General features: G+C 76.8%; 11 protein-coding genes. 5 read left to right on the top strand and 6 right to left on the bottom strand.

Features of this window, described 5'->3' with window-relative positions; genetic code table 11:
• The first annotated feature begins 13 nt into the window (after positions 1-13).
• Complete coding sequence (locus tag D459_RS0125620) at positions 14-3715, top strand: AAA family ATPase (RefSeq protein ID WP_241485129.1); 3702 nt, start codon at positions 14-16, stop codon at positions 3713-3715.
• Between the two features lie 102 nt (positions 3716-3817).
• Here D459_RS0125620 and D459_RS0125625 read toward each other — a convergent pair whose 3' ends face one another.
• The 6 genes from D459_RS0125625 to D459_RS0125650 form a co-directional block, all read right to left on the bottom strand.
• Positions 3818-4618, bottom strand: coding sequence for a sporulation protein (locus D459_RS0125625; protein WP_017595858.1), 801 nt, complete (start codon positions 4616-4618; stop codon positions 3818-3820).
• Positions 4619-4760: 142 nt separating this feature from the next.
• Positions 4761-5030, bottom strand: a complete 270-nt coding sequence (locus D459_RS0125630; RefSeq protein ID WP_017595859.1) for an HPr family phosphocarrier protein — start codon at positions 5028-5030, stop codon at positions 4761-4763.
• A gap of 41 nt (positions 5031-5071) precedes the next feature.
• Positions 5072-6562: a PTS fructose transporter subunit IIC gene (locus tag D459_RS0125635; protein WP_017595860.1), complete on the bottom strand. Its 1491-nt coding sequence runs from the start codon at positions 6560-6562 to the stop codon at positions 5072-5074.
• Entirely contained in the window at positions 6559-7023 is a 465-nt protein-coding gene (locus D459_RS0125640) for a PTS sugar transporter subunit IIA (RefSeq protein WP_017595861.1), read from the bottom strand. Before D459_RS0125640 ends, D459_RS0125635 begins: the two co-directional genes overlap by 4 nt.
• 49 nt (positions 7024-7072) lie before the next feature.
• Positions 7073-8017: a 1-phosphofructokinase family hexose kinase gene (locus D459_RS0125645; protein ID WP_017595862.1), complete on the bottom strand. Its 945-nt coding sequence runs from the start codon at positions 8015-8017 to the stop codon at positions 7073-7075.
• Positions 8018-8039: 22 nt separating this feature from the next.
• Positions 8040-8801: a DeoR/GlpR family DNA-binding transcription regulator gene (locus tag D459_RS0125650; protein WP_017595863.1), complete on the bottom strand. Its 762-nt coding sequence runs from the start codon at positions 8799-8801 to the stop codon at positions 8040-8042.
• Positions 8802-9018: 217 nt separating this feature from the next.
• On the opposite strand from D459_RS0125650, the gene D459_RS0125655 reads away from it, so the two are divergent.
• The 4 genes from D459_RS0125655 to D459_RS0125670 all read left to right on the top strand — a co-directional run.
• Positions 9019-10089, top strand: coding sequence for a sensor histidine kinase (locus D459_RS0125655; protein ID WP_017595864.1), 1071 nt, complete (start codon positions 9019-9021; stop codon positions 10087-10089).
• The gene (locus D459_RS0125660; protein WP_017595865.1) at positions 10086-10898 is read left to right on the top strand and encodes a LytR/AlgR family response regulator transcription factor; all 813 of its coding nucleotides are present in this window, start codon (positions 10086-10088) and stop codon (positions 10896-10898) included. Before D459_RS0125655 ends, D459_RS0125660 begins: the two co-directional genes overlap by 4 nt.
• Positions 10899-11022: 124 nt before the next feature.
• Positions 11023-11604, top strand: a complete 582-nt coding sequence (locus D459_RS37145) for a hypothetical protein (RefSeq protein WP_017595866.1) — start codon at positions 11023-11025, stop codon at positions 11602-11604.
• Positions 11601-12350 (top strand): sodium:solute symporter family transporter (locus D459_RS0125670; RefSeq protein ID WP_017595867.1); only part of this gene is annotated, 750 nt, incomplete at its 3' end. The genes D459_RS37145 and D459_RS0125670, both read left to right, overlap by 4 nt.

The following is a 12350-nucleotide window of genomic DNA, read 5'->3' on the forward strand; positions in this document are numbered from 1 at the left end:
AGCCGCCTTGACGGTGATCCGCCTGCCCGAGCACCTGGAACCGCTGCTGACCGACGAGCCCGTGCTGGACGTCTACGAGCACGGCCCGTGGCGCGTGCCGGACGGGCTGATCGGGGAGATCTCCGAGCTGCTCACCATGGTGATCGAGGACGGCCGGGGCCTGGTGTTCCCGCCCGGGGCGCCCGCCGGGGACGCGGGGGCGCGCCGCCGGCGGCTGGTCTACGAGGTCCTCGACCACCTGGTGGTGATCTCCGGCGCGCTGCGGGTCAACGCCGGCAGCCACTCCTGCCTGCCGTCGCTGCTGGTCGAGAAGCACCTGACCAACGCCTCGCCGAGCACCGACCCGGTGCGGTGGATCTTCGACGACCTGCGGCTGCCGCCGGGGTACGGGCTCATCGAGGTGTCCCGGGGCGCCGAGGACCGGGAGATCATGTTCACCGTGCTCGGCGAGATCCTGGACGCCGCCGCCGGGATCGTGCCGTGGGAGAGCCGGCGCAGGGCGATGCAGGAGCTGCTCCGCGAGCGCGCCGCCGACCCCGAGGCGCACGAGTTCGACCTCACCGCCTCCCCCTACGAGCTCCGCCGGGCCTGGGGCCGCTGGCTGGACGGCAGGTACTTCCCCGAGATCACCGAGTTCGCCGAGCCGCAGCGGCTGCTCGGCTGGGCCTACCCGAAGTTCCTCGCCGCGCACGAGCGGCTCGGCGCGGTCGCGCACGACGTCCCGCCGATCACCGACGTCCTGGTCTCCATGGCGCACGGCATGGAGCTGCCCGGCGTCTCCCCGGTGGCCACCGAGGTCCTGGGGGCGGGCGGCTACCGCAGGGCCGCCAAGCGGTACGCCGCCACCTCCGGCTCCTTCGACCTGGGCGAATGGCAGCAGAAGGCGCGCATCTGGCTGTGGGAGGGGGTGGTGGCCGGCGAGGCCGACACCTGCCGGACCTGGCTGGACATGGGCACCCGGTGCGCGGTCGCGCTCGCCTCCAGCGACGACGACGTGCTGCGCAAGCCCAAGGGCGGCACCCCGCTGCCGGTCTTCGGCTTCCAGATGGACCTGCGCCGGTACTGCGCGCCGCCCGCCCGGCGGATGGCGGTGGACGGCCTGGCCGGCCGCGGCACCGCGGACGGCTCCGGCGCGGACGCCCCGGACGCCCCGGACGAGGGCGCGGAGCGGACCGCCGGGAACGGCGAGACCGCGGAGGCCGCCCCGCTGGACGAGCTGGACGCCCTGGTCGGACTGGAGTCGGTGAAGCGGGAGGTGCACGCGGTCGACGCCGAGGCCCGCGCCGAGCAGGCCCGCGCCCGGGCCGGGCTGAAGGCGAGCCCCGCCGGCCGGCACTTCGCGTTCGCCGGCGGGCCCGGCAGCGGCAAGTCGACGGTCGCCGGCATCCTCGGCCGCATCTACGCCGAGCACGGGCTGCTCCACTCCGGGCACGTGGTGGAAACGCACCGGGCCGACCTGCTCGCCGACTACGCGGTGCAGGTCGCCTCCCGGGTGAACCAGGTGGTCAAGGGGGCGCTCGGCGGGGTGCTGCTGATCGAGGGCGCCGCCGCGCTGACCGAGACCGACTCGGCCCGCGCCCTCGGCCACGACGCGGTCTCCACGCTGGTCTCGCTGATGGACGAGCACCGCGGCGACCTGGTGGTGGTCTTCGCCGACACCGGGGAGGACCTCGCCCGGTTCTTCGCCGGGAACCCGCGGCTGGCCTCCCGGGTGCCGCGCCGGCTGGAGTTCGCCGACCACACCGCCGCGGAGCTCACCGACGTCTTCGCGCGCACCGCGGAGCGGGAGGGCTTCGCGCCCGACCCGGCCGCCGTCGCCAAGGCCGGCCGGGTGCTCCGCCGCACCTCGCGCGGGCCGGGCTTCGGCGGCGCCCGCACCGCGCGCGCCCTGTTCGACCGGGCCGCGGCCCGCCAGGCGCGGCGGGTCACCGCGGACGGCGCCGGCGGCGACGCGCTCCGCGCCCTGCTGGAGGAGGACGTCCCGGACACCGCCGGGCTGCGCGCCCCGTCGATCGGCGCGCCGGGCGGCGCCGCGGAGCGCCCTGAGGACCCGATGGCCGCGCTGGACGCCCTGGTCGGGCTGGAGTCGGTGAAGCGCGAGGTCCGGCTGTACGCGGCCGAGGCCCGGGCGGAGCGGATGCGCGCCGAGGCGGGCGTCCCGGTCGCCGCCCCGGCCCGGCACATGGTGTTCATGGGCAGCCCGGGGACCGCCAAGACCACGGTGGCCCGGATGCTCGGCGCGATCTACGCCGACCTGGGCCTGCTCTCCTCCGGGCACCTGGTGGAGACCGGCCGCGCCGACCTGGTCGCCGAGTACATCGGGCAGACCGCGCCCAAGGTGGAGAAGGCGGTGAAGAGCGCCCTGGGCGGGGTGCTCTTCATCGACGAGGCCTACACCCTCACCCAGTCCGACTCCGGCAACGACTTCGGCCCGGAGGCGGTGGCCACCCTGCTCAAGCTGATGGAGGACCACCGGGACGACCTGGTGGTGGTCGTGGCCGGCTACCAGAAGGAGATGGCCCGCTTCCTCGCCTCCAACCCCGGGGTGGCCTCCCGGTTCCCCCGCCACCTGGGCTTCCCCGACTACACCGACCGCGAGCTGGGCGACATCTTCGCCGCGATGGCCGCCGAGGCCGGGTTCACCCTGGCCGAGGGGACGGCGGCGCGGGTCCGCCGGCTGCTCCAGGCGGCCCCCCGGGACGAGGCGTTCGGCAACGCCCGGCTGGTCCGCAACCTGCTGGAGCGGGCCACCGCGCTGCAGGCGGAGCGGATCACCGACGGGCGCGACCGCTCCCCGGAGGAGCTGCGCGAGCTGCTGCCCGCCGACGTCCCGGTGTCGGCCGGGGCCCGGGTCGGCCCGGTGCCGCCGTCCGACCCGCTGACCCGGGCCGACCGGCTGGCCGGCGCCGCGCAGGCCAAGCGGGAGCTGCGCGAGCTGGACGCCCGCGCCCGGGTGGAGGAGGCCCGGCGGGCCGCCGGGATCACCGCCTCCGGGGCGGTGGACCACATGGTCTTCCTGGGCGGGCCGGGGACCGGCCGGGGCACCGTCGCCGAGCTGGCCGGCGCGGTCTGCGGGCGGCGCGGCCTGCTCTCCTCCGGGCACCTGGTGCGGGTCGGCCGGGACGACCTGGTGGGCGCGTTCCCTGGGCAGAGCGCCGCGCTGGTGGAGACCTCGGTGCGCGCGGCCGCGGGCGGGGTGCTGCTGGTGGAGGAGGCGCACGAGGTGTTCGCCCGGCCGGGCACCGACACCGCGGCGGACGAGGCGGTGCAGGCGCTGCTCCGGCAGGTCGGGGCGCACCGGCACGACCTGCTGGTGATCGCCGCCGGGCCGGCCGAGGAGCTGCCCGGCCTGCTGGCCGCCCGCCCCGGGCTGGACGCCCTGTTCACCCGGCGGCTGCACTTCCCCGACCTGTCCGAGGGCGAGCTGGCCGAGGTCTTCGCCGAGCGGGCGCACGAGGCGGGGTTCCGGCTGGCCCCGGGCACGGCGGAGGCGGTGCGCGGGGTGCTGCGGGCGCGGCGCCGCTCCGGGGCGCTGCGGAACGCCCGGCTGGCCGGCGCGCTGTTCGAGCGGGCCGCCCGTGCCCAGGCGGCACGGATCGCCGCCGGCCCCGGCGCCGACGATGGCGACCTGCTCCGCGAGCTCACCCCGGCGGACGTCCCCGCCGACCTCCCCGACCCGGCCGCGGCCCGGCACGGGTTCGGCCTCTACCTCTGAGACCGGCCCGCCGGACGGAACCGGCGGACCCTCCGGAGCGGGAACGGAGAGGCCCCGCCGCCGGCGTGCGGGCCGGTGCGGGGCCTGGTCCGGTCGGGGCGGTCAGCCGAAGAGGCCGCCCATCAGGCCGGCGCGGCGGCGGACCATGTGCTCGATCTGCTGGGCCAGCACCGGGGCGAGGTCGGCGCCGTCGCCGTGGTGCGGGACGCGGAACCGGGCGAAGCGGTCCTGGGACTCGGTGAGCAGGCCGCCGCGCTTGTCCGCCTCCAGCACCACCTCGGTGCCCTGGGCGTCGGCGACGAAGGAGACCTCCAGCTCCCGCATCCGGTCGGCGAACTGCGGCGAGGCGCGGTACTCCAGTTCCTGGAAGAACGGGAACTCCTGCCGGGTCCCGGCCAGCCGTCCCTCTTCGACGTCGGTCTTGACCAGGCGGAAGCCCATCCGCGCCAGCGCCTCCAGCACCCGCTCCTGGGCGGGCAGCGGGTGCACCTCCAGCGGGTCCACATCCCCCGGGTCCAGGGCGCCGCCGATCGACACGTCGGTGCTCAGCCCCAGCTCGGCGCCGGGGAGCCGGTGCCCGCCGGCCATGGTCAGCGGGGCCTGCAGGGTGAGCGGGTAGGTGAACGGGATGCGCTGCCGCTCGCCGGGCGCGAGCCGGAACCCGCCGGCCACCGTCACCTGGTGGAACAGCACCCGCTTGGTGCCCTCGCTGTCCCCGCGCTCGTATTCGACCCGGGCCCGCAGCGCCAGGTCGATCCGCTCGATGTCGGACTCGACCTCCCCGCCCTCCAGGTCGATGTGGCCCTGCACCTTCTCCCCGGGGCGGACGCTCGGCCGGGGGATGACGGTGTCGATGCTGGGGCCGCCGATGCCGACGGCCGCGAGCAGGCGCTTGAAGACCATGGGTTCCTCCGCCGGGGCCCGCTCGGGGCCCCGGATCGTCGCTGGTGGGGGGCGGTTCGGGTGGCGGGGGCGGACTGCCGCCCCTGCCTTTCCGACGCTCCGGGCGATCGCGGAGTTCCGTGGGAGGGCGCGGCGGGGCCGGTCAGGCGGCGTCGAGGTCGCGGCCGAGCAGCTCGGCGAGGCCGTCCAGCGCGGCCTCGGCCCCCTCCCCCTCGGCGGCCAGGGTGACGGTGTCGCCGTGCCCGGCGCCCAGGGCCATCACCCCGAGCAGGCTGCGCGCGTCGACCGGGGCGCCGCCCTGCTTGGCGATGGTGACCGGGATTCCGGTGTCCGCCGCGGCCTTCACGAACAGGCTCGCCGGGCGGGCGTGCAGGCCGACGGCGGCGGCGATGGTGACGTCTCTGCTGGGCATGGTCTCTCTGCTTTCTCTGCGGGGGGATGTGCGGGGCGGGGTCAGGCGGCGGCCGGTTCCGGGGCGGGTTCGGCGGCGGGGCGGCGCAGGCCCTTCAGCGCGAGCACCGCTCCGGCGGTGATCCCGGTGCCGATGACCAGGGCGAGCAGGAACATCAGCGGGTCGCCGATCAGCGGGGTCACCCAGACGCCGCCGTGCGGGGCGCGCAGCGAGGCGCCGAACGCGGCGGTCAGCGCGCCGGTGGCGGCCGAGCCGGCGACCAGCGCGGGGATGACCCGGAGCGGGTCGGCGGCGGCGAACGGGATGGCGCCCTCGGTGATGAAGGAGGCGCCGAGCACCCAGGCGGCCTTGCCGTTCTCCCGCTCGGCCTCGGTGAACGCCCGCTTGCGCACCGCGGTGGCCAGGGCCAGCCCCAGCGGCGGGGTCATTCCGGCGGCCATCACCGCCGCCATCACGGTGAACTCCGGCCGGTCGCCGGCGGCGGAGGCGCCGACCGTGGTCAGCCCGGCGGTGGCGAAGGTGTAGGCGACCTTGTTCAGCGGCCCGCCCATGTCGAACGCCATCATCGCGCCGAGCAGGGCGCCGAGCAGCACCAGGCTGGCGCCGGTCAGCGAGCCCAGCCAGCCGTTCAGCCCGTCCATCAGCGCGGCCAGCGGCCGGCCGATGACGACCAGCATCGCGAACCCGGTGGCGAACGAGGCGAGCAGCGGGGTCACCACCACCGGCATGATGCCGCGCACCGCCGAGGGCACCTTCAGCCGGGTCAGCCAGAGCGCGGTGAACCCGGCGATGAACCCGGCGGCCAGACCGCCGAGGAAGCCGGCGCCGACGGTGAGCGCGGCGGCGCCGCCGAGGAAGCCGGGGACCAGGCCGGGCCGGTCGGCGATGGCGTAGGCGATGAACCCGGCGAGCACCGGCACCAGGAACCCGAACACGGCCGAGCCGGTCAGGTACATCAGGGCGCCCCAGGCGTGCGCGGAGAGCGGGTCGAACCCGTCGATCACCACCGAGGGGTCGGCCTCGGAGATGCCGTAGCCGCCGACCATGAAGCCGAGCGCGATGAGGATGCCGCCCGCGGCGACGAACGGGATCATGTAGGAGACCCCGGTCATCAGCCACTGCCGGATCCGAGTGCCGATCCCGGCGCCGGCCTCCACCTTGGTGGCGGGTGCGGGCGCGGGTCCGGTGAGCGGGCCGGCCGGCTCCGCACCGTCCGGCGCGTCCTCCTCCGCCGCGGCCGCCGCGGCGCGCTCCAGCACCGCGGCCGCATCGGCGATCGGGGCCTTGACGCCGACGTCGACGAAGGGCTTGCCGGCGAACCGGCCCTTCTCCTTGACCTCCAGGTCGGCGGCGTAGATGACGGCGTCGGCGGCGGCGATCACCGCCGGGTCGATCGGGTCGGAGCCGGCCGCGCCCTGGGTCTCCACCGCGATCTCGTGCCCGGCGGCGCGGGCGGCCTGCTCCAGGGCCTCGGCCGCCATGTAGGTGTGCGCGATGCCGGTGGGGCAGGAGGTGACGGCGACGAACCTCATGGCGCGGCCACCTCCCGGGTGACGACGGCGGCGATCTCCGCGGCGTCCGGCGCCTTCAGCAGCGAGGCGCGGAACTCCTCGTGGATCAGCCGGCGGGCCAGCGAGGCGAGGATCTTCATGTGCTGCTCCCCTCCGCCCTCCGGGGCGGCGATGAGGAAGACCAGGGTGGCGTCGCCGTCCGGGCCGCCCCAGTCGACGCCGCCGGGGCAGACCCCGACGGCCAGGCCGGCCGCGGTGACGTGCGCGGACCGGGCGTGCGGCAGACCGACCCGGCCGGGCATGCCGGTGGGCATCCGCTCCTCGCGGGCGCGCACGTCGGCGAGGAATCCCTCCAGGTCGGTGACGCGCCCGGCGGCGTGCAGCAGCCCGGCGAGGTGCCGTACCGCCTCGTCGCGGTCGGCGGGCCGCAGTCCGGTGGCGGCCAGTTCCGGGGTGGTCAGTGGTGGCTGGGCGGTGGTCATGGGGCGAACTCCTCGGTCGTACTGCGTGCCCGGTGGGGCGGGGTGTCTCTCACAGCTCCTTGATGACCAGGTCCGGGTCGGGGTCGGCGACCACCCGGACCGGGCCGGGGTCCAGGTCGCCGGGGCCGGGGACGGCGCTGCCGGGCAGCGCGGCGGCGGCCCGGCCCCAGGTGGCGGCGGCGGCCAGCCGGTCGGCCGGGGTGCCGCGGGCGGCGAGGTAGCCGGCCAGCGCGCAGTCGCCGGCGCCGACGGTGCTGCGCGGCGCGAACGCGGGGCCGCCGGCCCAGTGCACCCGCTCCGCCCCGACCAGCAGCGCGCCGTGCGGGCCGAGGGTGACCAGCGCGGCCCGGTTGCCGTGGGCCAGTGCGCGGCGGGCGGCGGCGACCACCTCGCCCAGGGTGGTGAACTCCTGGCCGTCCAGTTCGGCCAGCTCCTCCTCGTTGGGTTTGAGCAGGTCGACCGAGCCGGCGCGGACCGCGGCGGCGAGCGGGGCGCCGGAGGTGTCCACGGCGACCGGGACGCCGCGGCGGACGGCGGCGCGCACCACCCGGGCGTACAGGTCGACCGGGGCGCCGTCGGGCAGGCTGCCCGCGGCGACCAGCAGCCGGGGGCGGGCGTCGAGCCGGCCGGCGACCGCGCCGAGCAGGGCCTCGGTCTCCTCGGCGGTGATCCGCCCGGGGGTGTTGATCTTGGTGGTGGTCCCGGCGGCGTCGACCACGGCGATGTTGTTCCGGGTGGGCGCGGAGACGCGGACCGGCAGCGCGGGCACGCCGCGCTCGGCGAGGAGTTCGGCGAGGCGCTCGCCCTCGGCGCCGCCGACCGGCACCACGGCGGTGGTCGGCACCCCGTTGGCGTGCAGCGCGCGGGAGACGTTGACGCCCTTGCCGCCGGGGTCGGTGGACCAGCCGCGGGCGCGCAGCACCTCTCCGGGGGTGAGCGCGGCCACCTCCAGCGTCCGGTCGACGCTGGGGTTGGGGGTGACGGTGCAGATCATCGCGTGTTCTCGTGCCCTCTCGCTAGGCCAGCACGACCCGGGGGCCGGCGGCCTCCAGCTCGTCGGCGACACCGCGGTCCAGTCCGCCGTCGGTGATCAGGCAGTCCACGTCGGCCAGGTCGGCGAACCGGGCGAACTGGTCGTTGCCCACCTTGGTGCGGTCGGCCAGCAGCACGGTGCGCCGGGCGGCGCGGACCATCAGCCGCTTGGTCTCGGCCTCGGAGGTGTCCGGGGTGGTCAGGCCGCGTTCGGCGGAGACGCCGTTGGTGGCGATGAAGCCGACGTCGACGTAGGTCTGCTCGAGCAGCCGGGCGGCCCAGGGGCCCACCGCGGCCTGGGTGCGCGGGCGGACCTGGCCGCCGATGAGCAGCGGGGTGAGGTTGGGGCGGGCGGAGACCGCGGCGGCGATCGGCAGCGAGTTGGTGACCACGGTGAGCTCCCGGTCGGCGGGGAGCCGCTCGGCGAGGCGGCGGGTGGTGGAGCCGGCGTCCAGCAGCACCGTGCCCTCCTCGGGCAGCTCGGCCAGGGCGGCCTCGGCGATGCGCTCCTTCTCCTCGGTCATCACGGTGTCCCGCTGCGGCAGGGCCGGTTCGAAGCCGAGCCGCTCGATCGGGATCGCCCCGCCGTGCACCCGGCGCAGCACGCCCTGGCGCTCCAGCAGGGTGAGGTCGCGCCGGACCGTCTCGTAGGTGACGTCGAACGCGCCGGCCAGAGCGGCCACCTCGACCCGGCCCTCGTCCCGCGCGCGGCCGAGGATCGCCTGCCTCCGCTCTTCGCCGTACATGTGGTTTCTCCTGTGTTTCGTTGTGGTTATCTGTGAGTTTAGGCAGAGCCCCCACGAGAACACAAGAGGGGCGACCGTTCCCCCGTGACCCCCGCCACAGCTCCGCGCGTGCGGCCCGCACTCCCGGCGGGGCAGGTCCGGGATCTAGAATTCCGGTGTCCGTGTCCCAGATCACTCCCACCGACCCGACCGCTCGCCACCCGTGACGGAACCGGCCATGCCATCGCGCCCCGCCCGACTCGTCAGCGTCCCGTTCGCGCGCGCCCGGACGGAGACCGACCCCACCGCGACGCTGGTCGCCGCGCGCACCGTGACCGAGCGGCTGAAGGACGGGCTGTCCGGCCCCGGCTGCCGGGTCGCGGCGCGGCGGCTGCGCCGGCTGCTCGGCGCGCGCGGGCTGGCCATGGCCGACCTGTCCGGGGCGCCGGTGTGGGCCGGGCGGCCCGCCGAGCACGCCGACACCGCACCGCTGCTGGACGCGGTGCTGCGCACCGAGGCGGCGGCCGGCCGGGCGCCGCTGGCGGCGGTGCCGCTGCACGTCGACGACGAGCTCGCCGGGGCGCTGGTGGTCTACGGCGACGTCCCCGCCTCCGCGGTGCGCGAGGCGGCGGCGCTGGTCTCGGCCGCGCTGGAGCGGGCCCGGCTGGAGGCCACCGCGGAGCGCGCCGCCCAGGCGGAGTTCCGGGCGCTGCGCGCGGAGATCTCCCCGCACTTCGTGTACAACGCGCTCACCGTCATCGCGTCGCTGGCCCGGTCCGACCCGGACCGCGCCCAGGACCTCATGCTCGACTTCGCCGACTACACCCGGTACAGCCTGGCCTCGCACGGCGACTACACCACCGTCTCCGACGAGTTCCACGCCATCGAGACCTACCTGGCGCTGCAGCGGGCGCTGCTCGGCGACCGGCTCCGGGTGCAGGTGCGGGTGGCGCCGGAGGTGCTCGGGGTGGCCGTCCCCTACCTGGTGCTGCAGCCGCTGGTGGAGAACGCGATCCGGCACGGCATCGAGCCGCGCGCCGGAGCCGGCCGGGTGCTGGTCTCCGGCGAGGCCGAGGGGAACGACTGCGTGATCAGCGTGGAGGACGACGGGCGGGGCATGCCGCCGCGGACCGCGCGCGAGGTACTGGCCGGCCGGGGCGACCCGGACTCGGTCGGGCTGGCCAACGTGGACCGGCGGCTGCGGCACGTCTACGGCCCCTGGTACGGGCTGGTCGTGGAGACCGCCGAGGACGCCGGGACCCGGGTGGTGGTCCGGGTCCCCCGGTTCCAGCCGGGGGTGCTGCCGTGACCGCCGGCGCACCGCGCCCGCGCGCCCGGCTCCGGGTGCTCGCCGTGGACGACGTGCTGCCCGCCCTGGAGGAGCTGGCCCGGCTGCTCGGGGACGCCCCGGACGTCGCCGAGGTGGTCACCGCGCAGGAGCCGATCGGCGCGCTGAAGAGCATCCAGGCCGGCCGGTTCGACGCGGTCTTCCTGGACATCTCCATGCCCGGCCTGGACGGGCTGGAGCTGGGCTCGCTGCTGGCCCGGCTGAGCGAGCCGCCGGCGATCGTGTTCGTCACCGCGCACGAGCGGCACGCGGTCGCCGCCTACCGCATCGGCGCCGTGGACTACCTGCTGAAACCGGTGCGCGCCGAGCACCTGGCCGCCGCCCTGGACAAGGTGGTGCGGATGGCCGGCCCGCCCCCCGCCGCCGGCGCGCCCCGGGTGCCGCCGCCCGCCCCCGTCCCACCGGACACCATGCCGGTGCTGCCGGTGGAGAACGCCGGGCGCACCCGCTACGTGCGCCGCAGCGAGGTGCTGTTCGCCGAGGCCAACGGGGACTACGTGCGGCTGCACACCCGCTCCGGGGTGCACCTGCTGCGGATGCCGCTCTCCCGGTTGGAGGAGTACTGGTCGGAGGCGGGCTTCAGCCGGGTGCACCGCGGCTACCTGGTCTCCCTGGACGCGGTCCGGGAGCTGCACAGCGACACCGCGGGCGGCCTGCTCGCGCACACCGACATCGGCGACGTCCCGGTCAGCCGCCGGCACGCCCGCGAGCTCCGCGAGCAGCTCATGGCCGCCGCCCGCCGCGGCGAACTCGGCGGAGGCCGGCCGTGATGCCCCCGTCCCCTGCCCTCTCCGCTCTCTCCGCCCCCCAGGCGTCGATCTCGGCGCCGTCGCCGCCTCAAGGCCGGTCGAGGCGGCGACGGCGCCGAGATCGACGCGGAGAGAGGCGGGGCTGATGGAGCGGTCCCGGCGGGTGGCGGTGAGCAGTCCGCAGACGCGGCTGGCGCATGCGCGCGGGCGGGCGCGGGGGCGGTGGCGGGTGGCCCGGCTGGACCCGGGGGACGCCGAGCGGGCCGAGGCGCTCTACCGGCGGCAGCGCACCCAGGCCGGGGCGGCGCTGCTGCTCGTCGCGGTGCTGGTGTTCGGGCTGCCGCTGCTGCTCTGGGCCCGGCCCGGCCTGGACGACCTGCGGCTGTTCGACGTCCCGGTGTCCTGGCTGATGATCGGGGTGCTGCCGTACCCGGCGATGGCCGCACTGGGCTTCTGGCAGCTGCTCCGCGCCGAACACATCGAACGCACCCCCGGCGGGGCGGACGCTCCCGCCGACCGCCCGCCCGGCGGATCCGCGGGACCGGCGGTCCGCCTCCCGGGCGGGCCTCCCGGCCGCCCCTCCGGCGAGGCGGCGGACCGGCCCGGCGGCGATCCGGAGTGCGGCCCCGGCCGGCCGGCGGGGCGGACCCCGGACGGCCCCGGCCGGCCGGCGGGGCAGGACTCCGGTGGGCCCGCACGCCGCCCTGATCCGGGCGGGGACCGGTGACCGCGTTCGCCGCGCTGGTGCCGCTGCTGGTGGTGACGCTGGCGATCGGGCTGCGCGGGGTGGCGGCGATGCGCACCACCTCCGACTTCCTGGTCGCCTCGCGGCGGGTGTCGCCGCTGCTCAACTCGGCCGCGGTCTCCGGAGAGTACCTGTCCGCCGCGTCCTTCCTCGGGGTGGCCGGGCTGATGCTCAAGCACGGCGCGGGCGCGCTCTGGTACCCGGTCGGGTTCGCCGCCGGATACCTGGCGATGCTGGTGCTGGTCGCCGCGCCGATGCGCCGGTCCGGCGCGCTCACCGTGCCCGACTTCGCCGAGGCGCGGCTCGGCTCGCCCGGGCTGCGCCGGCTCGGCGCGGTGGTGGTGCTGGTCATCGCCGGCCTCTACCTGGTCCCCCAGCTGCGCACCGCCGGGCTGGTGCTGAGCGCGGTCAGCCCCACCCCCTACTGGGTCGGCGTGGTGATCGCCGGGGCGGTGGTCGCCACCGCGCTGGCGCTGGGCGGCATGCGGGCCGCCACCTACGTGCAGGCCTTCCAGTTCTGCCTGAAGCTGGTGCTGTTCATCGTCCCGGCGCTGTGGCTGCTCGCGCTGGCCGGGCCGGACGTCCGGCAGGAGGCGCTGGACCCGGAGGCCTTCACCCACTTCGAGCGGGACACCGAGGTCTCCTTCCAGACCGCCGCCACGCTGCGGGTGACCGAGCCGGTGCGGATCACCGAGGCGGACGGCACCGCGTGGCGGGGCGCCCCCCCC

This window comes from Nocardiopsis potens DSM 45234 (genome assembly GCF_000341105.1).
In the GTDB taxonomy this organism is placed as follows: Bacteria; Actinomycetota; Actinomycetes; order Streptosporangiales; family Streptosporangiaceae; genus Nocardiopsis_A; species Nocardiopsis_A potens.